The sequence below is a fragment of the Streptomyces sp. GD-15H genome, from assembly GCF_045291515.1.
GTDB lineage: Bacteria > Actinomycetota > Actinomycetes > Streptomycetales > Streptomycetaceae > Streptomyces.
Genome location: NZ_CP149447.1, coordinates 6,130,780 through 6,152,058 on the forward strand (window position 1 = coordinate 6,130,780; position 21,279 = coordinate 6,152,058).

Consider the following 21,279-nt stretch of genomic DNA (forward strand, 5'->3'; position numbering starts at 1 on the left):
TCCTCTGAGTCGCGACTCATCGGCACTCAGCGGCACTCAGAGGGGTCTTGAGACGCGATGAGTCGCGACTCAGGCAAATGTGTTTCGCACCGGGTGAGGGTGATCCCGTTGTAGGTGACCACCTGTCGGCCGTACTCGTCTCGCGGCCGGGTGCGGTTGAGCTGGGGCACGACGGACAGCAGGTTGCGGCCGAACACCTGCTTCGTGCCGGGGCGCACGCCGTTGTCCTCGGCCCACTCCCGCCACACGGTCCACAGCGCGTCCACGGGCACGCTGCACGCCGCTCCGGTGGCGCAGCGCTCGCGGACGAACGCGGACGTGGGGGAGGCGGTGTCCTGCATGGTGGTGACCGCTTCACGGCTGGACTTCGGTTCCGTGATCCGGCCCGTGCGCTGGAGACGGGCCAGGCCGTCGAGGGCCCAGTTCAGGATGCCGGGCATCTCCGCGGCGAGCCGGTCGGTGAGGGTGGTGTCTTCTCTGCCGAGCCAGGACACGCGCATGTTGAGCAGCACGAACCGTTTGGCGATCACGCCGGAGGAGTCGCCGAAGTGCGGCAGTTCGTTGGACAGCAGCATCAGCCGGGTGGGCAGCTTGCCGGTCCACTGCTCGCGGTACTTGCGGTCGACGTCGATCGTGTCCTCACCGGAGATGGTCAGCAGCCGTTCCACGACCTGGCTGTTGTCGCTGCCGGACAGCCGGGCATCGGAGATGACCGCGAGCGGCTTGCCGATCAGGGTGGACAGCCCGAAGTTCGTGCCGAGCCCCGCGAGGGTGGGCCCGGCAAGGTTCTCCTTGCCGACCAGCTCTTTCAGCACGCGGGCGATGGTGCCCTTGCCGGAGCGGGACGGGCCGACGATCAGCATGACTTTCTGCTGGTCGGTGCGGCCGGACAGGACGTAGCCGAACCACTCCTGAAGCGCGTGGATCGCGTCGGGGTCGTCGGGCCAGATCTGCCCCAGGAACCGTTCCCACGTCGGGGCCGTGGCGTCGGGGTCGTAGGCGAAGGGGACGGAGACGAGGTTGAAGAAGTGGGGGCCGTGCGGGAGGAGCGCGCGGTCCCGGATGCGCAGCAGGCCGTTTTCACAGGCCACGATCGGACCGTCGTCCTGCTCGCTCGCGTCGCCGTTGGCGTCGAGCCAGACCGGGGCGTCGGTCGCGGTGGGCAGCAAGGTGACGGCCCCGAGCGCATCGAGCAGGTTGCTGATCTTCTGCTTGGTGGGCGCCCACTCCCGCGCTTCCGGCTGTCCGTCCTTGCCGGGGGCGTAGAACACGGCGTGCTCCAGGCGGCGGTACATCGCGGCGCGCATCTGCGCTTCGTCCAGCTCCCGCCAGCTCGTGCCGTTCCACCGCATCCACGATGCGCGCCAGCGTCGGCAGACGAGTTGTCCGTCCTCGGTCTGCCAATCGGGCAGCAGTCGGCGGGCGACGGCCAACGGGTTCGAGGGTGCGGGCAGTTCCTCGCCCTCGATTGTGCGGGGGTCCATCATGCGGCGGCGCTCCCTTCCTGGGGGTTACGGAGCGGGCAGGTGTTGCGGTGGTCGGTGTGGTCGGCGATCAGGGCGAGCACGCGGCGGTGTCCGACGGCGCTGCGGTCCCGCCCGCACGCGCACTTCGACGTGGCAGTCGGGGTGGCACCGCGCGGTGCGGTGATGTGCAGCCACGCCACGGGGCAGCGGCCGTCGCCACGGCGCGGGTCAGAGCCAACAGCAGTTCGGACGCCCTTGCGGGCGGCGCCTGCCGGCTCGCCCACGACCGGCCGGGGTACGGCGGGTTCAGCGGCGTACGGGCCGGTCCGGAGCGAGGGTTGGCCTTCCAAGCGGGGGCGGCCCTGGGCACTCATGCCGCCTCCCGGGGCCGGGCGGTGCGGATGGAACTGTTCAGGGCGCTGCGGATGGTGGTGCGGCACTCGGCAGCGGTGAGCCCCACGGCCTCCCCAGCCGCTTGGAAGGCCTCCTCTGCCACGTTCCGGGGAGGTCGCCCCCCGCGACGAACCGCCCCACCTTGAAGGCGCACCGGTTCAACGTGACGTTGCGCAGCCCCTCCGGCGCGTCGGCGACGACCGCGCATTCGGCCTCCAGGGCGGCCAGCGCCGCCCGGCTGCCGTCCACCGACGGGAGCCGGAGCGGGCCCACGGGGCGCACGGGAGCCGGTTGCAGGATGCTGTGCAGCCATCCGGGCAGAGCGACCGGCACAGAGCCGCACAGTGCCTCGTAGTCCCCGCCCGGGGTGGTGCTGCCGGCGGCGACGACGTAGCCGCCCCACGCGCGGGTGTCGACCGAAGCGGCCACGGTGCCTGCGGTGTTGGCGAGCCGGACGCCGTCCGGTGCGGTGAAGTACAGGTGCTGTCCGCCGCTTGCGGTCCGGGTCCGGTAGGTGGCCGGGACGGCGTGCCCGGCGCGCTCGCAGAGCGCTCCGAAAGTCGTCGCGCCGCACGGCGCGTCCGAACTGCCCTTGTCCTTGGACACGTCCAGGTCGACGACGACCAGCCCCGAGGGGCCGGTGGCGATGCCGACGTTGAACGGCGCCCGCGACCAGGCGGCGCGGATGCGGTCCGGTTCGGTGGTCGCGCGCTGCTCCCACTTGCGGTGCCCGCCGGCGCACGGCCCGGTACGGGTGCAGGTCTTTTCGCCGTGCAGGGCGGGCCGCTTGGTGCCGGGCCGGAGAGGGAAGACGTGCCAGCCGCGTTCGGCAGCGTCCAGGGCGGCACGCATCAGGTCCTCGGTCATGCGGCCACCCTCAGCGCGGGGACGAGCTGGGCAAGGACGGTGCGGCCGATGTGCTCGGCATACGCGGGCGGGATGCACTCGCGGATGCCGTCGCGGTTCATCCACTCCACGCCCATCACCCGGCGGGCGTGGTCGACGCCGGAGAAGTTGCCGACGAACTGCCCGTAGTGACCGGGCGGGACGGGGCGGCCCATCTTGGCCTGCGGCACCAGGTGCGCCGGGTGGTCGGGCTGGGTGAGGGTGAAGCCGCCGCCGGTCTCGAAGTACCGGTGCCGGTAGGTGGCCACTCCGAACACCGGCCCGCACAGCATCACCGGGGCGTGCAGCTTCGGGACAGCGCCGCGCACGTTCTCGATGACCCATGGCCGGCCGGTGGTCTCCAGGGCGGTGCGGGTGGGGGCGATCAGGTCGGGATGGGTGTTGCCGCGCAAGCGCTGGCAGTCGCTGTCGTGCTGGCACGGCGGGGAGGCGTGGATGAAGTCGAACGCGGCCCCGTGCTCCAGGACGAATGCGATGGCGTCGGCCTGCACGAAGGCGTACGGGTAGCGAGGCTGCGGGGCGAGGTCGATGCCGGTCACCTCGAAGCCGGCGTCGGCGTAGCCCTTGGCGGCGCCGCCCTGGCAGCAGAACAGATCCAGCAGCCGCGGCCGTCGGCCGTGCACTCGCCGGACGGTGGTGGGTTGGGTCATGCTGGGAGACCTCCACAGGTCAGTTGGATGGCAGGTGGACAAGGGCGGCCCCGGTTTCATTGGCGTGAGGTGGGGCCGCCCTTGGCGTGGCTACTGGTCGGTGTCGGGGTGGTGGTCGGCGGTCACGTACAGGCGCAGGTGCTTGCCGTCGCGGGTGGGGTAGGTGCGTACGGCGCCGGTGGTGAACGTGTCGTTGAGCGCGGTGGTGATGCGTTCGGTGTCGGCGGGGTCGCAGATGACGCGGATCTCGAACACGAAAAGTCCCTTCGAGGGGGGAGGTGCTGGGCATGGCGGAGCGTCAGCAGGTGGGCGATGAGCTGCCCAACCCACGGCGCCGGCGCCGATTACGGCGCTGGCTGGTGGCACTGGCCGTCACGGGTGCCGTGTACGGGCTGGGCGCCGTGTACTGGCATGTGGTGACAGGTGAGTCGTGGGATGACTCGCTGGCGTTCGCGCTGACGCTGACGATCAGTGCGGTGGTCGGCCAGTGGATCGCTGCCGTCATCCGACGCAGGGCCGGTCGAGACGACGGCTGACCGTCAGCCGTGGAAGTGGTTGCGCTTGAACACGGCCTTGCGGATGTTCACCGTGGTGCCGCCCTGGTGGCCGCTGGGACCGAGGACCTGGGCGGCGATCCAGCCGCCGAAGATGACGGCGGCCAGGATGATGAGCTGGCTGATGAACGCGGTGAGCGCGGCGATGAACGAGGTGAGCAGCAGCAGCCCGCCGCACACCGCGAGGAAGCCGACGCCCCCCAGGGCGGCGTTCACGGCCGTCCGCGAGACGGCCGGCTTCACCATGACCGGCTCGGGCTGCGCCGGGGCGACGGCGTAGCCGGTCACGATCCGGCCGTCCGGCAGGACGACGCTCGCCACCGCCGGCACGGTGCCCGGCTGCACCGGCACAACCGGCGCCGGGACGGCGATGGCGGGCGGGAGCGGGGTGAGCCGGTGGACTTCCACGGCCCGCATCACGGGCGGCTGGTGGGTGTGGTCGGGGTACATGCGGAATCCCTTCCGGACATGGGTCAGGGAGGCGGAGGCACCCCCTTCGGGGTGCCGTGTGGAGAGGTGTTTCAGGGGTCTGAGCTGCGTGCCTCCCTGGCTCCCTGAACGATCATTTGCGCTGGTCAGGGCCAGGGAGGCGGGCCAGGGAGGCGGTCAGGGAGTTCTCCCTGCCTCCCTGACCCGCCGGCGGTTCGCTCCCTGTCACCGGTCGGCGGAAGCGGAACCCTCGTCGCGGTTGGCGAGGGCGCGGGCGACGCGGTCGCGGCCGACGACCATGCGGCCGTCGGACTTGTAGGGCTCGGCGCCGGCGTCCTCCAGCACGCGCTTGAGGTCGCCGGGCGTCCACCGCCCGTAGGCGTCCTCGTTGAGCGCGGACAGCCGCTTGAGCACGTCGGCGGTCAGCACGCGGGAGGCGGTGCCGAGGACGGCGGCGATGTCGGCGAGCGGATCGTGTTGCTCGCCCCGCTCGATCACGTGCAGCGTGGTGACCCCGTCGCGCAGGGCCTTGGCGCGCTCGGCGATCTCGGTCGCGGTGTCGGTGTCGATGTAGTGCGTGCGCACCGTGAGGGACGCCTGGCCGGCCGGGATGGCGATCCCGTCCGAGGCGACCACCACCGTGCCCTTGTCCAGCCCCGGGCGCAGCAGGTTCGGCGCCGCCCCGCCGTCGACGGCCTTGTCCCCCAGCGCCATCCGGGCCTGCGACTCGGTGCCCAGGGCGAGGGAGGCGCGGGTGTGGGCGCCCTCGCGCACCAGCTTGGGCAGGTTCTGGTCGGTGGGGTCCTGGGTGCCCTGCCACAGCAGCACGTTCACCGCCCGGCCCTGATTGTGAATCTTGCGGGCGGCCATGAAGTAGCGGGAGGTGGCCTTGGAGCCGCCGTAGGGGCGCTTGTCGGCGTCGAGCAGCGGGCACATGAACGCCACCTGCGCCTCGTCGACCAGCAGGATCAGCGGCGGAAACATCGTGCCGGGCGGCGCGGTCAGGCGGCGTTCCATCTCCGTCACGCCGCCTTCGAGCATCTCGGTCGCCTCGATCACGTGGTCATCGGTCGGCCCCTGGATGAGCACGGTGGCCAGGCCGTCGTACATGGCCCAGTCCCCGGCGCCCTTGAGGTCCGCGATGCGGAACTCCACCGAGCGGTCGAGGGCGAGCCACAGGGCGAGCGCGCGCAGCGCGGCCGTCTTGCCCTGGTTCGACAGACCCGTGATCAGCAGGTGGCGCTGGTACAGGCTCAGCGCGGCGGCGTCGCCGCGCAGGTCCTGGCCCCAGGGGGCGCGGCCCTTGGCGTAGTCGGCGGTCAGCGAGTCGTCGACGGCCAGCGGGGACGGGCCGATCGGCTCGTCCAGCGCGCCGGAGTCGGCCACCCACAGCCGCACCGTGCGGGCCGCCTGGGGGATGGTGATGAACACCTCGTGCTCGTGCCTCGTGAGGTTCTCGGCGAGCTTGCGCCGCTTGTTCTGCACCTCGTTGGTGGACACCCCGGAGGGGAGGGTGACGTCGACCTCGACGCCGCATCCGGCGATCCGGATGGGTCCGAGCATGCTCGCGCCGGCGTCGCCCATCTCCTTGATGGCCCGGGCCAGGGCGGGCACGCCCAGGTCGCGCAGGGCCTTGACCACGATGGACGGCGTGATCGGCTCCCCCTCGCCCGACCGGACGTTGGCCGGCAGGGCCCAGGCGGGGGCGGCGTGCTGCTTGCGGCCGACCGACCACAGGGCCAGCAGGGCCAGGAACGGGCCGATCGACAGCGCCGGACCCCAGACGACCTGCACGATCCGGATCAGCAGCGCGATGAAGTCGACGGTCGCCGACAGGGGCGTGATGACGTCGCCGACCTGGCCGGTGTGGAGGGCCATGACGACGCCGAGGGCGACCAGCACGCCGATGCTCATCCCGGCGCCGACGGCCACGCCCTTGGCGGCCTCCACCGGGGAGTGGAGGAGGTCCATGCGGCGGTGGTGGCGGGCGGCACGGAAGCGCTGCAGCCGCTCCTCCCACTCCTCGGCCGCTTCCAGGTTCCCCGCGGCTTCCGCCGCCCGGATCATCCGCTCGTAGCGGGCGCCGGTGCGGCCGTCCCAGGTGCGGCGGGCCACGATCCGGCCGCCGTTGAGGGTGTAGAGGCTGTGCCGGGCCACCGCCCGGACGGCCGCCCGGGTCGTCTCGTGCGTGACGGCTGTTTTCACCGCGCGTCCGGAGCGGACCCACAAGGGCACGGGCGCCGCCGGGGCGGGGTCCGGTACGACCGTGAGGACGGTGGGGGCGGTGTCCGGGGTCGGGGGGTCGGTGGGCTTGTGGAGGTGGACGACGTTCTCCGACATGCTGGAAGTGCTCCTGACTGCCCCCACTGGGGGCGGGAGTGAGGGAGAGCCGGGGTGGCCGGGTCCGTGGAAAGAGCGGCCACCCCGGCGTGATGGCTGGTCAGAACCAGCCGGACGACTTCCGCTTGGCCTTGTCGCGGGCGGCCTCGGTGAGGAGCCGCTGACGCTCGCCGTGCAGGGCGGTCAGTTCCGCGTTCAGCCGGATCTCGGCGGAGTTGCCGGTGGCGTCCATGCGCTGCTCTTCACGGCCCGCGCTACGGCCCCGGGCCACCTTGTAGCCACCGGCGGCCAGGGCGCGGGCCATCGCCCGGCGCTCACTGCCGTTCAGCGGCCACCACTCGCCCCGGCGGACCGCTTCGAGCTTCTTCGTGGTCGCCTGGATCTCGCGGTCCAGGCGGCGGATGTCGGCGTTGCGCATGGTCAGACGCTCCTCGGAGAGTCGGCGGGGCCGGGGTAGGCGCAGGGCACGCAGGTGCCGAGCGCGGCGGGGATGACGTAGCCCGCATCGCGGCGACACTGCGGGCAGATGCGGCGGGCGGCGTTGGCCTTGGCCAGCGCCGCCCACCGGCCCGGCGTCATCGGCCGGACCGGTTTGGCGGCGTCGATGCGGTAGAGGTAGGCGACCAGCGGACCCCGGCGGCGTGGCCGCTCCAACTGCGCGGCCACCTCCTGACCGCCGGGCCGCAGGCCCTGCGCGCGGAGTTGGCGGCGGGTGGCGTAGCCGTCCGGGGCCAGGCGCCAGCGGAACACCGGCAGCGCCCCCATCACGCCGCCTCAGCCGTGGCGGCGCGTTCGGCCAAGAGCGTGTCCCGCAGAGTCCGCGCGTTCGCCGGCGACGTCCGCAGCGTGCGGCGGATGCCCTCGGCGGTCACCCGCTTGTCCGGCCAGTCGGCCGTCACCGTGCGCGCCTCGGCCAGCAGTTGTTCCGGCGTGCGCTTGGACCGGGGTGATCGGGCCACCTCGGGAAGCCGGCCGGTCGCCCGGCGCGGCGGGGTCGACTCCGCCGGAACCGTCCGGCGCGCGGAACGGGTGGCGGGCTCGATCGGGGCGGGGATCGCGGGCATCGGCTTGAGCGGCGGAATCGACTTGCCCAGGTCGACCGCGACCGGTTCCGGCACGGTCAGCCGGGTCAGCGTCACCGCCGCCTCCGGGGTCGATTCGGGCAGGTCAGCCATAGACTGTTTCGCATCGGTCTCGGTGGATTCCTCCGTATTCGCGGCCGGGGCCGGATCGAGGGCCGTGGCGCCGAACATCGACGCGAGCGCGGCATCCGCGCCGGCTGTGACCCGGTTGCGCTGCACGTCCAGCAGCCTCGATCCCAGCGCCACATCCCCGACCCCGACCCGGCGGGCCAACCGCCACGACGCACGGTCCGACCGCTTCCTGACCCGGTCACTGGGGTGGTGGGTGGCGCGAGCGCGGTGGTAGGCGAGCGCCTGCACCAGATCAGCGGTCCGGCGCTCGTTCTCCGCGTCCAGGCCGTCGGTGTGCACCACGATCCGCCGGGCCAGAAATGCCATGCCCTCGGCCGAGACGGACATGCCCATCGGGGTGAGCGCGTAGATGACGGTGCGCCCCGGGTCGGGTGCGGCCATCGCGCCCATGACGGCGGCGGCGGTCGGCAGCGCCCACAGACCGACGCGCACAACGCGCGGGGAGGACTGGCCGAGCATGGTCAGCCCGAGCAGGACCAGGGCGAGCACGGCGGTGGCGCCCTCGCCGGCGGCGAGCGCCCCGAGCGCAGTACCGGAGCCGTAGGAATGCCCGATGTTGCTGTAGGTGCCGATACCGCCGAACACGCCCGTGGCCAGCATCGGCACGAACGCGGCCGTCAGCACCCCCACCTGAACACGGGTCAGCCTGGTGCGGTTCATCGCGCACCCCCCGCCGTGAGCAGGGCGGCCAGGAGGAGCAGGGCGCCGCCGGCCTGGGTGAGGTCGACCGCGCGGCGCAGGCAGGTGAACTTGGCCACCGCAAGGCGGGACAGTCCGGCGATGTCGGCGGCCCGGTTCCCGCCCACGGCCGTACTGATCTCCTCGGGGGTGAGGGTGGCCCACAGCGGGAAGCCGAAGCGCTCGCGTCGGTTGCCCAGGTTCGGGCGCACCGAGCGCAGCAGCAGCCCGGCCGCGCCGATCAGCAGCGCCAGCCCGATGCCGCCCACCACGAGGGCGGGGAGGGTCGGCGGCAGGTCGCGGGCGACGGTCCAGGTGCCGGCGAGTATTGCGCCGACGAACGCCAGCAGCAGGGCTGTCTTGGCGTCGGTCCGGGCGATCTCCGCCTTGACCTCGGCGTGCGCGGCGGACAGGTTCTTCTCGGTGGCGCTCACGCGGCACCCCCGGCGGGGGTGTCCGGCCCGGCGATGTCCGTCGGGCCGGGGGCGGGCGCGTCGACCAGGCCGATCAGCCGCTCCAGGGCGACCTCGAGCCGGCCGAGCGTGTAGGCCATGGCGCGTTCGTCCAGCAGGTTCACGGTCTGCGCGGCGGCCAGTGCCCGGCGGGCGGCCTCCACGTGGCACCGGTCGCGCGGGGTGAGGTCGAAGCGGGCCATCACGCGGCACCTCCGGGCAGGCTCGCGCCGGCGGTGCGGTTGAGCAGCGCGACGCGGGCGGCGAGCGCCCGGCGGCGGGCCCGGCGGATGCGGCGGGCGTCCAGCTCGGTCGGCGTGCGGTCCAGGGTGGTGATGTGCGCGTCCAGCAGGTCGACGTCCGCCAGGATGACGGGCATCTCCTGCTCGATTGCGTCCAGCTCCGCGGCCGTCGGCTCCATGAAGTCGGCGAACGCGGTAACAGCGTCCTGAACAGTGACGATGTGCTCCATGGGTCGTGTTCTCCCTAGCAGGTGGCAACGGCCCGAACAGAGCCCCCGGTGTTCGCGCACCGGGGGCTCACGCCGTTGAAGTCGGGTTCTCCGGCTCCCCGCCGCTTCGGCCGTACGGACCCCGCTCGAAGAGCGGTCCCGGACGGCCGAAGGAGGCAACCGGCGCGGCGCTGGCCGCCGCGATGCGGTGGAACATGACCGGCCGGCCGTGGCGCTCGTTCGCGCTCACGGACCGGGGATGGAACGGCGCGGCCGTGCCGGTCGCTCACGGCCGCGCCCATCGCTTTCGTCGGCTCACTGCCGCTCCTTTGGTCGTCTGATCAGGGGATACGCACTGCAAGGGGGACCGTGGTCCCCACTCTCCGGCCGTTGCTCGCGGTCACCGGGCCACCTCGCCAGTCGGGCCGAAGCCCTGTCCCCTGGCCTTCAGCGGGATTGCAGCGTCCCCGCCTTCTGCGCGTGCGGCATGAAGCCGCCTCAACCGAGCTGTTTGGTTCGGCTATGCAGTACCTGTTTTACAGATACTGCATGGGGGGCCGTCAAGTGCGTTGACGGAACCTCTTGGTTTCGCGCCTGGACTTCTTGGCGCACATTCAGAATCGCTGCAGATCAGGGGAGTTGGTCACCACACGCATGGACAGCTGTGGGTCGACTGCTACCGTCAAGAGGTCCCTAGATGTCCCACGAAGGGGTGCAGATGCCCAACGAGCGGTTGCGGTCGGCTCTGTTAGCCCGTGGCATGACCGTCCAGAGCCTCGCCGACGAGATCCAGGTGAACGCGAAGACCGTCGAGCGGTGGATCACTCAGAGCAAAGTGCCGTACCGACGGCACCAGTACGCGGCAGCAGCAGCGCTGAAGGTCGACGTTACGACGCTGTGGGAAGACGACCGGAACGTCGACAGCACGGCGGACTTGACGAAGGCAGAGATCAGCACCGTCTACCCGCACCGCCACATGGTGCCGCCAGGACTCTGGCGAGAGATCTTCGGGCGCAGCCAAAAGAGCCTGGACGTGCTGGTCTACTCCGGCCTCTTCCTCTCCGAGGACCCGCTCTTCCATGCCCTACTCAAGGCGAAAGTGGAGGCCGGAGTGAGGGTCCGACTCCTGCTCGGGGACCCGGACTGTGCTGCCGTGAGACAGCGTGGCGAGGACGAAGGCCACCGGATCATGGACGGAAAGATCCGTAACGCACTGCTGCTTTACCGCCCGCTCATCAAGAGCCACCCCGAGATAGCTCTTCGGCTGCACGATTCAACGCTCTACAACTCCATCTACCGGTCCGATGACGAGATGCTGGTGAACCCACACGTCTACGGCATCGGCGCCTACATGGCCCCCGTACTGCACCTCCGTCGACTCCCCGGCGGCGGACTGTTCGACACGTACGCGAATAGCATCGAGCACACCTGGGAGAACGCCCGCCCGGTCACAGACGCCGACTTCACAGGAGCTTGAGCATGGGACGTATCGACTACCTGCACGACCCGGACGCCCCGCCGGCCAACTCGGTGGTTCCTTCCGTCGTCGCCTTCGTCCAGAACAATGCGGGCCAGGTGCTCATGATCCAGCGCTCCGACAACGGACGCTGGGCACTGCCCGGCGGCGGCCACGACGTGGGGGAGTCCATCAACGACACCGTGGTCCGAGAGGTCTGGGAAGAAACCGGCATCAAGGCTGAGGTCGTCGACCTGTCCGGGATCTACACCGACCCGGGCCACGTCATGCAGTACGACGACGGCGAGATCCGCCAGCAGTTCAGCATCTGTTTCCGGGCCCGTCCGGTCGGCGGCGAGCTACGTACGAGCAACGAGACGACGCAGGTCCGCTGGGTCGACCCAGCGGACCTGCGAGAGTTGGACGTCCACCCCACCATGCGGCTGCGTATCGAGCACGCGCTGGACCGGGCGCGGACGGCTCCCTACATCGGCTGACGCTTTGCGGCGGCGACCCGCTCCAGTACGCGCGCCGTGCTCGCCAGAATCTCGGGTTCGGCGCGACGAATGAACGTCCCGATCAGACTGTCGGGCCCGTAGCGGCCGGCAATCTCGTTGATCCGGTCCACGGGGTTGGTGGGGGTGCCGTCGGGCGTGGTGTTCATGTCGCAGTAGCAGAGAGCGTCATTGAGGTGCGCGCTCTGGCGGGGAAACTCGCTCTCCAACTCCTCTCTCAGACCGCGCGCTTCTGCCTCCATCCAAGCGCAGGAGTGGTGCGCTACCAGCTGCACAATGCGCGAGTCTGCGTTGGCCACGTCTCGGAGGTAGCGCGCCCCGTCGAGAGGATGGAAACCCGTCTTCGCGAGATCCGGCGCGTAGCCGATGTCGTGAAGGACGGCCGCGGCCTCCAACAGGTCGGCATCCTCTCCGAGGATGAGCGCGATGGTGCGTGCCCGCTCGGCCACCCCCAGGCAGTGCCGCCACCGCCGCGGCAGCGGCTCGGCGAGCAGGGACTCTGCGAGGGGATAGGCCCACTTCGTCAGCTCCGACAAGCTACGAACGCTCCTCTCGATTCGGCACGGCGCGGACGGTCCGCACCTTGCCCTGTCCTCCACTTGCCAGCACGCCGGCGGCCTCCAACCTGTCGAGTGCCTTGGTAATGGTGGGACGCGACACCCCGAATCGAGCAGCCAGAACGGAAGCGCTTGGGAACGCTGCCCCTACTTCGAGACCTTCATCCGTGATGATGGCCGCGATCCGTTCATCCAGCGAGCGCCGGTCGGGCCTCTCGCCGACCCGTACAACCCGCCACCGCCCACCGGGCACCGGTTCGGCAACACCGTCGCGCTGGAGTACGCCGAAGGCGCGTAGGGCGACCCCCCGCGAGATTTTGTAGTCGCGCATGAGATCAGCAGCAGACGGAAGCTCCGTCATGTGCGGGTCTGCTTCGATCCGGGCCTTCACCGCATCAGCGATCTTCAGGAAGGTCCCCCGAGGGCTGGCCTGCTGCGCCACGCACTCTCCCTCTCAGTTGGCCAAACGTCCTACTCCAGCTTCCCATGCCTGGCGAGGGCGAGGATGCTGGTCAGACTTAGCTGCTCTGCCTGCCTGGTGGGACTTTCTCTGCCTCATCAAGCCGACTGTGCTCCGCTCCGCCGGGCGCGCTCCCGGCTCCGCTGCGGGCGCCGCCCCTGCCTTCGGCCCGCTCCGCCCGCGCTGCGCCGACACGCGCCCACGCGACGAGAGCCGGGTTATGTGTCGATCACCGTAGAGAGCGGCCACGGTCAGAACGAGCCTCCGGCGGGGGCGCTCAGGCTCCGAGATGGCGGGGGCGCCGTTCGCGAGTGCCGACGAGTGGTGGCGTGCGCGGGGTGCTCCCATCCCGTCTGCCATCGACCCAGGCAGAGCCGAGCAGACGCGGCCCCTGGCGTCCAGGTCGTTCGTACAGTGGCGCGCTCCACCTGGACGCCAGGGGCCACGCCCGCTCCACGGTGTGTGGGCCGACGGCAGACGGGATGGGAGCTGGGGAAGGTGGCGGTGAAGGAAGTCGCGTGTGTGGCGGAAGCGTCGTCAGAAGAAGGGAACAGCAGCTCATAGGACGAACGGGGCGACAACACCTCGTGTCATCGCCCCGCATCACGTCAACTGGCCTGCTGCCACCGTTCGCGGTCGTACGGCAGCAGCCATCCGGCGATGTCACCGCCGATACGCCGAACCTCAGGCTCAGGTGTGGCTCCGCGAAGCGGGAGCACGTACACACGGGCCCACTTGTCAGTCATCGGCAGCTCCGCCAGGTATTCCCCGATGTGGTTTGCCAGGCCATGGCCGTCGTCGGGCCTGCATACAGAGCCGACGTAGCAGACCGCTCCGCGGGTATCCTCCGCGATGTAGACGGCACAAGAGGAGTCCGGCATGACCTCTGGCCTAGGGGCCAGCGGCTCTGACATTGTCTGCGCCAGGTGGGGGCCGCACAGGTCCGCGAGGGCGTGGTAGGTGCCATGCTTCATCACGCAGCCTCCTGCTCGTCGTCGCCCTTCTCATTAGCCGAGAAGCCGTTGTAGGTGCCGTGGGCTTCCACTGCGGCCTCCCACCAGTCCTGAGCCTCCGTGGCAAGGTTCTCCAGCTTGTCCTTGAGGAGACGGGCGTGTGCGCGCCCCTCCTGCACGATCAGCGGCACCTCGTTGTCGTCCGTCAGGCCGGCGAGGTTGTCCATCTGCGCCTCCAGCTTGCGCAGCGCGTCCTTGGTCGCCAGGACGGCGTTCCGGTAGTGCTCTCGCACTGTGGCCTTGGGGTCGAGCGTCGCAGTGGTGTTGCCGTCGATGGGGGCAAGCTTGGTGCGCAGGAACTCGTTGTCGATGGGCATCTCCTTCTGCTCACCGTTCTTGCGCGGCTCACCGTTCTCATCGACTTGACGCGGCGCAAGCCCTGCACGGTCGTCTTCGACGATCTGCCGAAGGTGACGGAGGCCGGGCTTCGTGTCCGCCAGAGCCCCGATCACAGTGGCTGCGCTGCGCCGGTCACCGCCAGGCCCCTTGTCGTTTCGGCCGCCGCTGATCGCGCCGTGCTTGGCCAGGACGTAGGCCGCACGGACCCAGAGCTCGGTCGTGGCCGGACGCTCGTCCCGGACTTCCTCCAGCTCCCTCAGGGCTGCCTGGTACAGCTGCTCGGGGGTCCTCTTGGTGGGCTCCCACGCCATCTTCTGTAGATCGTCGGGGAGCGCGTCGGCGAGAGCCTTGCGGAAGCGGGCCACCTCTCCCTCCAGAGCGGCGCCCCGCCGCTCCCTGGCGATGAGCTCGACGGCCAGGGGCAGCTTGGTCTTGGTGGTGACGCGAGGGCGCTTGGAGCGGCCGGTCGGCTCGTTGGTCAGGGCCAGGGCGATCGGCAGGCGCACCGCAGTATGGATCTGCGTGTCACTGGTGGTGAAGAGATAGATCGCCCGGGCGGCGCGGTCATCCAGGAACGGGATGATCTTGTGGGTGGTAGCCTCAGCGACGGTCAGCCGTCCAGCCAGCCAATCCGCCTCGGCATCAGTTGCAATGACGCCAACGGCGCGGGCTGAGATCAGGCACTCTTCGGCCAGCTCGGTGTGCTTGGACTCATCGGACCACTCTGCCTTGGTGTTGAGGTGGTCTTGTGCGACACGCGCCTTGATGGCCTGTGACAGGTCTACCGCACCGGGGACATCGGGGACCACGCCGATGATGAGCTCGAAGTCCGTAACGGCACACCGGATCTTCGCCCTCTCCGTCGGGAGAATGTCTGCGTCGGCCTTGCTGATGTGGCTGTTGATCTCGTCGATGTGGGCCTGCATTGCACTGGCATTGCGCGTGAGGCCGAAGAGAACGTCCTCCGCAGTCACACCCAGGTGGCTGTGGCCGTGAGAGATGCGGGTTGATCCTTCGCGTACGCCGATGAACGTGTTCGGGGTCTCACCGCTGCCGTAGCGGACGGTAGTGGCGACGCCGATCGGCGGGTCCATGATGCCCTGCTCGGCGATGTCAGGTACGGGCTTGTTGCGGTTCCGGGTGGTCTCTACGGTCCAGTCGACCTGCTCGATGAGTGCGGCCCGGCTGTCGACCAGAATCGCCAGCTCTCCCTCGCCGGCTGTCTTCGCGGGCACGAGAGTCGCTGGCGGCGCGCCCTTGGCCTCTGCGAGGGCGAACTGAACCTGGTCAGCGTTGCGCGGGTTCTGCGGGTCCGGCACGAGCCGCGAGGTGTACACCGAGCCGGAGATCACCAGCAGGTACGCCCCCGGAACCCGGCGACGCTGAGGGTTGACGATCTGCGGCAGCACGGCTTCCGGGTCTGTCCAGATGGTCGAGATGGCTCCGGCGACGCGGTCGTCCATACCGCGCTTCTTCAGCGCGGCGCGCACCTTCTTATGAAGCTCAGGGTCAGGGATGGAGGGCACACGGCGGAGAGGCTTGAACAGTTCAGTCCGCTCGCCGTTCACGATCGGCTCGCCGTTGTTCGGGTTGGATGCCACGGGAAGGCCTCCTTCAGGCTCCCAGGTCACCGCGGGAGTACGTCTCCCGCGGAGGTCTGCACGCGGGAGCCGGAGACGCCGAACCGGCCCACGCACCCACCTCCGCGGATCCGGCCCGCATTGGCGAGAGCGGCAGGGGATCACGTCTGGAACTACGTCAGCTCAGCCTCAACACCGGTGATTTGGCGTTATATGGGCCCTGCTCTCCCTGTCGGAAGTCGGCGCTTCCTAAAGGGACGTAGTCACGCGTGTCCCACGTCACTGAGAGCGAGTGTGAACCATACATAGCTGACGACGCAAGGGGGTTATGGTCAGGGCGGACCCCCGCTGCCCTCAACCGCGCGATATGGCAGGGAAGTACGGCAACCACCCCGCCGGTAGTTCGCATCGAGGGGATCAGCCAGTCTCCCTCATCCGTGCCCGACAGCGCACCGCGGTGGATCACGGCAGCGGGCGACCCCGGTGTCGGTGGCCGGCCGTACCCTTCGGTCATGCATAGAGGGGCAATCACACGGGAGTCTGTGCTCAAGGCGATCGCCGAGCACAAAGAGATGGGCCGCGAGACGTTCCTGGAGAAGTACCACTTCGGCAAGGCCCGTTCGTACGTCCTCGTGCACGACGGGCAGGAGTACGACTCGAAGGCCATCGCCGGAGTGGCGCACCAGTGGGACCAGGGAAGAGCCCTGGCTCCCGGCGAGTTCAGCGGCGGTAAGGATCACGCAGCCGCTTGGTTGAAGCGCCTCGGCTTCCAGGTCAAGGCTGTCCAGAACCCCGACTGGGCCCGCGACGAGGTGATCCTGGCCTGCGACCTAGTGATGGCCAACAGCTGGCGCGGGCTGGACATCCGCGACCGGCGGGTCGTGGAGCTGTCCGGCTTGCTTCAGTTGCTTCCGCTGCACGCCGAGGCAGACCGCAACGAGAAGTTCCGCAACCCCAACGGAGTGGCACGCAAGACCTTCGATATCGCTACCCGGCACCCCGACTACCAGGGAAAGGCAACGAACGGCGGCGCGACGGACATCCAGGTCCTGCACGAGTTCCTTACACGTCCGGAGGAGATGACCGAGACCGCACGGCTGATCCGGCTCGGCATCGCTTCAGGAGAACTGCAAGCGCTGCCGCCCGCAGGTGACGAGGAGGCGGACGACGAATACGAAGCTCCTGAGGGTCGGCTGCTCATGCGTCGCCACTGGGCGAGAGAGCGCAATAAGGGTCTCCGCAAAAGGAAGATCAAGTCCGTGTTGCGACGAGGCGGCAGCTTGGCCTGTGAGGCTTGTGGATTCGACTTCGAGGCAGTGTACGGGGACCGCGGAGCCGGATACATCGAGTGCCACCACGTTGTACCTCTGCACGAAGCAGGAGAGGGGACCACCAAGCTCACTGACCTCGCCCTCATCTGTGCGAACTGCCACCGCATGATCCACCGCCATGCACCATGGCCCACACCTGCCCAACTACGAGGAACCGTTGAGCAGCGACGCTTACACGGCAGTGGAGGCCAGAGGGTGGTCATGCAGCAACGTACAGAGGAGCAGGGATCATTGAAGCGTGAGAACCACGGAGCTACTCGATAATGGATGAGCAATTTCTCTTCCACTTCGAATCAACCAATCAGCGAGCGGCGAGCGCGCGTAAAAAGCTGGAGGCGAACCGACTCGGACGGGCCATTCTAGCCGCCCACGAAGACGACCCAGAACTCGCGCTCGCTATTTATTTCTTCACTCCAAGCGTGATCCCTCGAATGGGCGCCATCATCCGGAAGGCCACAGACGAAATCATTGCCACTTCTCGAACGCGCCGCTGGACACTAGACCAGTGTAATGATCAGGAGAAGGGGTATCTCGGGGTAAATATCGAGAACATCGTGCGCGACGAATACCAGCTGAATGAAGGTTCCGTTGGCATGGACTTCGATGTCCGCGGTGTTGATGTCGATTGCAAGTGGTCCCGTAACTTCGGGGGTTGGCAGATACCCCCTGAGGCTGTGGGCCACATTTGTCTTCTGGTGCACGGTGATGATGTCACCGGCGAGATGGCAGTCGGTCTTCTGCGTGTGAGGGAAGAAATCCTTGTAGGCGGTAATCGTGACCTGAAGCGGACCATTCAGAGTCCGGGTGGAATGAGTGAGATCAGCTGGCTGGTAAGGCGTGGTGATGCGCGCCTCCCTGAGAACTTCCTGATGAGTCTCCGCAAGCAGGACCGTGATGCCATTCTCGCACCGAGAAGTGGTGACGCTCGAGCCTTGGAGCTCTTCAAACGCTGCGAAGGCATGGTCATCCATCGGCACACCATCGTGTCTATCGGGCAACAGGTAGACGAGGCACGCCGGTTCCGTGGAGAGACTCGAAGTAAATTGCTTGAAGAAGGCTTCGAAGTTCTCAATGGCCACTGGAAATCTAACCGAGCACGCGCTTGGGAACTGGGTGAAGTGGAGCTCACCGATGGAAGTCAGTGGGTCTGTCTACGAACCGACGGTTCCTCTCCAGCGCGGCGGGCAGCTCTGGATCCGGCCAGAAAAGCGGAATCCCTCGCCTACCGGAAGGTGTTCAGCCAACAGATCGCCGCTGAGCGTAGGGCGAAGAAGCGGGCGCGGAAGGCTGCCAAAGCCGCGGCTGCGCAGGAGTCGGCCAGCCTGGTTGCCCCTGACAATGACGCTGAGTACGCCAAACGGGCGGTTGCGCAGGCCGAGAGTGCGGCTGTCGACCGCGGGCAACAGCTGTTCAACTAGATGCGGCCTAGCAGGGCGGTGGCCGATGAGCCTGGGGGTAGGGGTTCCCAGGCTCTGGACTATACGTGGACTGGTTCTCAAGTACTTAGCTCTGCGAAGCCACTGATCAGTGCGTTGCCCATGCAGCGAAAAGCCCTCCGGAGTCGTTGCAGTACAGCAGCGAAGTACAGCAACCGTGCCACCAGGCCCTCGCCCACGCCAGTCACCGCCGACGCAACCGGAGCCGCCCAGCTGTACACGGCACCGCGCGACCCCCGCCGAACAGAACCGAGCGAACTACAGCGGCAACGCTGATCTACAGCTGAAGGGTTAGCTGCCGCGGATCGTGTTGAGCACCCCAAGGAGATTATAAACGCGTCGTCCATAAAGAATGGTGAGAATGACAACTCCACATCCGCCAATTACATATGTGCCGATTCCGTCTGGAAGTGAGAGGAGTCCAACGCCGATCGCGCAGCCGGCGACCAAGGTTGCGGATATAGCGAGCCGTAGCGGCTCCCAATCGTGTACCGGTTCCAATCCAGTGTCAAAGTCCTCTTCGTCAAGGAGAGCGCCAAGTCTCCCTTCTGTGAAACGGTCGCCAATTTTCATGAGTAGGATGGCCAGAGGTGCTAGTGCGGCGTCTCCCTCCACATCGATGCGTGATTCTGCATTTCGCAACTGAGAGGCAACTAGTCGCGCATGCTTCTTCAGTGCTCGCTTTCGATGTGACAAGACTGGGAGTTGATCACTAGAGCGGTGGAGAGAAAGGATGTCATTTTCGACACGTGACATTTTCTTGGCCAGTTTTCGCATGGCCTCTGGGCGCTTCGTCACGCTCGCTCTCTGTACTTCGGCGCAAGCGACAACAGCATAGATTAGCCCATCCAGGACGCTGTAGCGATGGATTATTCGAGTTTTCTTTGAAAGGGACCAACGCTGTCCTGATGCTGTGCGATAGGCGATAATTGGCGGTAGCCACTGAAACGCAGTCCAGGCGGCGGCCCCCGAGGCCTCAGTATAAACTGGTGAAAAGATGGCTTCAGTAAAACTTCTGAAGTGGCCTATTTTAAGGGTGTCCCAGCCGTGAATAGTGGTCGTAATGAAATTCATGTACCTTCGTTGCGCATCGCCATTAACGTAGCTCATGATCACGGCGTCAACCCAGGAGAGCATGAAGAACGCGCAAAGAAAGATAATGATCGGCACTGTCCAGTTTCGATACCGCCGGGCCCGTAAAATAGCGCGCATTTTTCGCGATGCAGGAGGAAGTGCAAGTTCCTCAAGGCTGACTGTGAGGTTGAGGGTTTCCTTGGGGCGCCTCAAGTCAACACGTCGTCTCATTCGTTCAAGCACATCGACAGATCATGTCATCTCCGCGGAGGATTTTTGCGTAGTTGGTGGATTCAGGGTAGATCGTTAAGTAGCGCCATCCGGTGGAATGTCCATATATGACATGCCTTAGCTAGCGAGCGGCTGTCTGCGATGTCTCACTCATCCTCGCTGGGTCCGGGGGATCCCCTACCAGGTGCGTAGGCATTCCCTGGGCCGTCTGTGGGCCGCCAAAGGGCGGCCCACAGCGGCCAACGACGACCAATGGTGACCCCGCGGCTACTGGCCTGTGCTGGGCCGGCCTCGATCGCGTGAGGTCGCTTCCGACGCGCGCCTCTTCCTCCGCAACAAGAAGCAGGAGTGGGAGGAGTACCGCTCCGAGGTCACCGCCTTCGAACTCCGCAAGAACCTGCCGGTGCTGTAGGCACTCCTGGTGAAATGATCCGCGAAGGGGTGGGAGCGCTCCGGGGCCGTTGATTCCGGGCTGGCAAGCCCGCGCCGGTGACCCGGGGTGCTCCGGCCGAAAACGTGTCACATTTCCGGAAGGTGTCACAGTCGGCGGACGCGTGACCCAGGACCGCCGGGGTCGCCCACAGCGGCGGACGGCCCGACTATGAGCCGTCCCCCACCTCGTTCGTCAGGGGGGCGACCGTCCCGCCCGTATCCCTCACAAAGCGGTTCCACGCAGCCGAGGTGGGGGCGAGCAGGGGGCCGCCGGGGGTCTTGGAGTCCCGGACCAGGACGGCGTCGGGGGCCATGGCGACTTCGACGCAGTCGCTGGGATTGCCGCTGTCGCTGTAGCTGCTCTTGAACCAGGTCGGTTCGAGGTCGTCGCCGACCGATCCCTTGCGGTTCATGTCTCCCCCAGCACCTGTTCGATGAGAGCCGCCGACTCCCGTCCGGTCAGCGCCTCGGCTCGGATGATGCCTTAGCGCAGCTCCAGAATCCTCAGCTGCCGAGGGTCGGTGACGGGACGGCTGCCGAACTCGTCGTCGGCCCGGCCAACCGCTGTGCCGTCCTGGAACCTGAGCACCTGGATCCGCCCTCCGGTTCCCGGATGGTTCCCGTGGGACGTCGGCATCACCTGGATCGACACGAATCGCGACTGCGCCCACTCCAGCAGGTGTTCGAGTTGCCTGCGCCACACCATGGTGCCTCCGACCGGGCGTCGAAGGGTCACCTCTTCTTGCACGAAGCTCAGTTCCGGTGCGGGGCTCCGATCGAAGACGACCGCGCGAGCCGTACGCGCGGCGACCGCCCTGTCCAGCTCGTCCTCCGGAAGCGCCGGCCGTCGCGTACTCAGGAGCGCGCGGGCGTACTCCTCGGTCTGCAGGACTCCGTGGAGGTCGTGGCTGCCACACGACAGAAGCTCCACCGCCTGGGACTCCAGTTTCGCCAGGTCCCGTACCTTCTTCGGGTACCGGACCTTCGCCACGTCCTCCCGCATCGCGGTGAGCAGCCCGCCCGCGCCCAGCACCTCGTCGGCCTTCTCCAGGTACTCGGGGCGGGGAATGCGTTTCCCGCCCTCGACCTTGTAGACGAGGTCCTCCCCGTACCCCACCGCCACCGCGAACTCGACGGCCCGCATGCCCACGGACTCCCTCCGCAGCTTCAACTGCCGCCCCACCGTGGCGATGACGGCGACTCCCCACTCGTCGTCCGGGTCGACCTCCCACCCCGGCTCATCCGCCTCGTCCCTGACCTGTACCGACTCACCGTCCACCGACACCCGCACCCCTTCGTCGTACGCGCCGTATCACGAGGTG

24 protein-coding genes and 3 pseudogenes are annotated in these 21,279 nt (G+C 68.0%); 6 read left to right on the forward strand and 21 right to left on the reverse strand.

Features of this window, described 5'->3' with window-relative positions; all coding sequences use genetic code 11:
• Nucleotides 1-26 precede the first annotated feature (26 nt).
• The 5 genes and pseudogenes from WJ438_RS29005 to WJ438_RS29025 form a co-directional block, all read right to left on the reverse strand.
• Complete coding sequence (locus tag WJ438_RS29005; protein WP_406727831.1) at nucleotides 27-1,487, reverse strand: phage/plasmid primase, P4 family; 1,461 nt, start codon at nucleotides 1,485-1,487, stop codon at nucleotides 27-29.
• Nucleotides 1,484-1,750, reverse strand: a complete 267-nt coding sequence (locus WJ438_RS29010) for a hypothetical protein (RefSeq protein WP_406727832.1) — start codon at nucleotides 1,748-1,750, stop codon at nucleotides 1,484-1,486. The genes WJ438_RS29005 and WJ438_RS29010 overlap by 4 nt, the downstream gene beginning before the upstream one ends.
• An 86-nt stretch (nucleotides 1,751-1,836) precedes the next feature.
• Nucleotides 1,837-2,726: pseudogene (locus WJ438_RS29015) on the reverse strand (bifunctional DNA primase/polymerase).
• Nucleotides 2,723-3,415 (reverse strand): SAM-dependent methyltransferase, encoded by a 693-nt coding sequence (locus WJ438_RS29020; RefSeq protein ID WP_406727833.1) that lies wholly within the window; start codon nucleotides 3,413-3,415, stop codon nucleotides 2,723-2,725. Before WJ438_RS29020 ends, WJ438_RS29015 begins: the two are co-directional and overlap by 4 nt.
• Before the next feature lie 90 nt (nucleotides 3,416-3,505).
• Nucleotides 3,506-3,670, reverse strand: coding sequence for a hypothetical protein (locus WJ438_RS29025; protein ID WP_181383654.1), 165 nt, complete (start codon nucleotides 3,668-3,670; stop codon nucleotides 3,506-3,508).
• Between the two features lie 32 nt (nucleotides 3,671-3,702).
• Between WJ438_RS29025 and WJ438_RS29030 the strand changes: the two genes are divergently transcribed.
• Nucleotides 3,703-3,951 (forward strand): hypothetical protein, encoded by a 249-nt coding sequence (locus tag WJ438_RS29030; protein ID WP_406727834.1) that lies wholly within the window; start codon nucleotides 3,703-3,705, stop codon nucleotides 3,949-3,951.
• A 3-nt stretch (nucleotides 3,952-3,954) separates the two neighbouring features.
• Here the strand turns inward: WJ438_RS29030 and WJ438_RS29035 are convergent, their stop codons facing one another.
• The 9 genes from WJ438_RS29035 to WJ438_RS29075 all read right to left on the reverse strand — a co-directional run bounded on the left by WJ438_RS29035 (nucleotide 3,955) and on the right by WJ438_RS29075 (nucleotide 9,783).
• Nucleotides 3,955-4,419, reverse strand: coding sequence for a hypothetical protein (locus WJ438_RS29035; RefSeq protein ID WP_406727835.1), 465 nt, complete (start codon nucleotides 4,417-4,419; stop codon nucleotides 3,955-3,957).
• Between the two features lie 204 nt (nucleotides 4,420-4,623).
• Nucleotides 4,624-6,738 (reverse strand): ATP-binding protein, encoded by a 2,115-nt coding sequence (locus tag WJ438_RS29040; RefSeq protein WP_406727836.1) that lies wholly within the window; start codon nucleotides 6,736-6,738, stop codon nucleotides 4,624-4,626.
• Nucleotides 6,739-6,838: 100 nt separating this feature from the next.
• The gene (locus WJ438_RS29045; RefSeq protein ID WP_363038915.1) at nucleotides 6,839-7,156 is read right to left on the reverse strand and encodes a hypothetical protein; all 318 of its coding nucleotides are present in this window, start codon (nucleotides 7,154-7,156) and stop codon (nucleotides 6,839-6,841) included.
• Between the two features lie 2 nt (nucleotides 7,157-7,158).
• Nucleotides 7,159-7,503, reverse strand: coding sequence for an RRQRL motif-containing zinc-binding protein (locus WJ438_RS29050; protein WP_406727837.1), 345 nt, complete (start codon nucleotides 7,501-7,503; stop codon nucleotides 7,159-7,161).
• Nucleotides 7,503-8,612, reverse strand: a complete 1,110-nt coding sequence (locus WJ438_RS29055) for a conjugal transfer protein (protein ID WP_406727838.1) — start codon at nucleotides 8,610-8,612, stop codon at nucleotides 7,503-7,505. The genes WJ438_RS29050 and WJ438_RS29055 overlap by 1 nt, the downstream gene beginning before the upstream one ends.
• Complete coding sequence (locus tag WJ438_RS29060; protein WP_406727839.1) at nucleotides 8,609-9,064, reverse strand: Pycsar system effector family protein; 456 nt, start codon at nucleotides 9,062-9,064, stop codon at nucleotides 8,609-8,611. The genes WJ438_RS29055 and WJ438_RS29060 overlap by 4 nt, the downstream gene beginning before the upstream one ends.
• Nucleotides 9,061-9,285, reverse strand: coding sequence for a hypothetical protein (locus WJ438_RS29065; RefSeq protein ID WP_406727840.1), 225 nt, complete (start codon nucleotides 9,283-9,285; stop codon nucleotides 9,061-9,063). Before WJ438_RS29065 ends, WJ438_RS29060 begins: the two co-directional genes overlap by 4 nt.
• A complete protein-coding gene (locus tag WJ438_RS29070; RefSeq protein ID WP_406727841.1) occupies nucleotides 9,285-9,554 on the reverse strand; it encodes a DUF6284 family protein in 270 nt (89 codons plus the stop codon). Before WJ438_RS29070 ends, WJ438_RS29065 begins: the two co-directional genes overlap by 1 nt.
• A 67-nt stretch (nucleotides 9,555-9,621) precedes the next feature.
• Nucleotides 9,622-9,783, reverse strand: coding sequence for a hypothetical protein (locus WJ438_RS29075; RefSeq protein WP_406727842.1), 162 nt, complete (start codon nucleotides 9,781-9,783; stop codon nucleotides 9,622-9,624).
• A gap of 468 nt (nucleotides 9,784-10,251) precedes the next feature.
• On the opposite strand from WJ438_RS29075, the gene WJ438_RS29080 reads away from it, so the two are divergent.
• A complete protein-coding gene (locus WJ438_RS29080; RefSeq protein WP_406727843.1) occupies nucleotides 10,252-11,010 on the forward strand; it encodes an XRE family transcriptional regulator in 759 nt (252 codons plus the stop codon).
• 2 nt (nucleotides 11,011-11,012) lie between these two features.
• Nucleotides 11,013-11,486 (forward strand): NUDIX domain-containing protein, encoded by a 474-nt coding sequence (locus WJ438_RS29085; protein ID WP_406727844.1) that lies wholly within the window; start codon nucleotides 11,013-11,015, stop codon nucleotides 11,484-11,486.
• On the opposite strand, the gene WJ438_RS29090 is transcribed toward WJ438_RS29085, so the two are convergent.
• The 4 genes from WJ438_RS29090 to WJ438_RS29105 all read right to left on the reverse strand — a co-directional run bounded on the left by WJ438_RS29090 (nucleotide 11,474) and on the right by WJ438_RS29105 (nucleotide 15,474).
• Entirely contained in the window at nucleotides 11,474-12,040 is a 567-nt protein-coding gene (locus WJ438_RS29090) for an HD domain-containing protein (protein WP_406727845.1), read from the reverse strand. The genes WJ438_RS29085 and WJ438_RS29090 overlap by 13 nt on opposite strands.
• Nucleotide 12,041: 1 nt before the next feature.
• Nucleotides 12,042-12,503 carry a GntR family transcriptional regulator gene (locus WJ438_RS29095; protein ID WP_406727846.1) on the reverse strand — a complete coding sequence of 154 codons (462 nt, stop codon included), beginning with the start codon at nucleotides 12,501-12,503 and terminating at the stop codon, nucleotides 12,042-12,044.
• 626 nt (nucleotides 12,504-13,129) lie between these two features.
• Nucleotides 13,130-13,495, reverse strand: coding sequence for a hypothetical protein (locus WJ438_RS29100; RefSeq protein ID WP_406727847.1), 366 nt, complete (start codon nucleotides 13,493-13,495; stop codon nucleotides 13,130-13,132).
• Entirely contained in the window at nucleotides 13,495-15,474 is a 1,980-nt protein-coding gene (locus tag WJ438_RS29105; protein ID WP_406727848.1) for a hypothetical protein, read from the reverse strand. Before WJ438_RS29105 ends, WJ438_RS29100 begins: the two co-directional genes overlap by 1 nt.
• A gap of 521 nt (nucleotides 15,475-15,995) precedes the next feature.
• On the opposite strand from WJ438_RS29105, the gene WJ438_RS29110 reads away from it, so the two are divergent.
• Nucleotides 15,996-17,048, forward strand: coding sequence for an HNH endonuclease (locus WJ438_RS29110; RefSeq protein ID WP_406727849.1), 1,053 nt, complete (start codon nucleotides 15,996-15,998; stop codon nucleotides 17,046-17,048).
• Nucleotides 17,048-18,202 carry a NaeI family type II restriction endonuclease gene (locus tag WJ438_RS29115; protein WP_406727850.1) on the forward strand — a complete coding sequence of 385 codons (1,155 nt, stop codon included), beginning with the start codon at nucleotides 17,048-17,050 and terminating at the stop codon, nucleotides 18,200-18,202. Before WJ438_RS29110 ends, WJ438_RS29115 begins: the two co-directional genes overlap by 1 nt.
• Nucleotides 18,203-18,511: 309 nt before the next feature.
• On the opposite strand, the gene WJ438_RS29120 is transcribed toward WJ438_RS29115, so the two are convergent.
• The gene (locus WJ438_RS29120) at nucleotides 18,512-19,390 is read right to left on the reverse strand and encodes a hypothetical protein (protein ID WP_406727851.1); all 879 of its coding nucleotides are present in this window, start codon (nucleotides 19,388-19,390) and stop codon (nucleotides 18,512-18,514) included.
• Between the two features lie 460 nt (nucleotides 19,391-19,850).
• Between WJ438_RS29120 and WJ438_RS29125 the strand changes: the two are divergent.
• A pseudogene (locus tag WJ438_RS29125) lies at nucleotides 19,851-19,937 on the forward strand (glutamine synthetase); the annotation flags it as partial.
• Nucleotides 19,938-20,124: 187 nt separating this feature from the next.
• On the opposite strand, the gene WJ438_RS29130 reads toward WJ438_RS29125, so the two are convergent.
• Complete coding sequence (locus tag WJ438_RS29130; RefSeq protein WP_406727852.1) at nucleotides 20,125-20,370, reverse strand: DUF397 domain-containing protein; 246 nt, start codon at nucleotides 20,368-20,370, stop codon at nucleotides 20,125-20,127.
• Nucleotides 20,367-21,242: pseudogene (locus tag WJ438_RS29135) on the reverse strand (helix-turn-helix domain-containing protein). Before WJ438_RS29135 ends, WJ438_RS29130 begins: the two are co-directional and overlap by 4 nt.
• Nucleotides 21,243-21,279 lie beyond the last annotated feature (37 nt).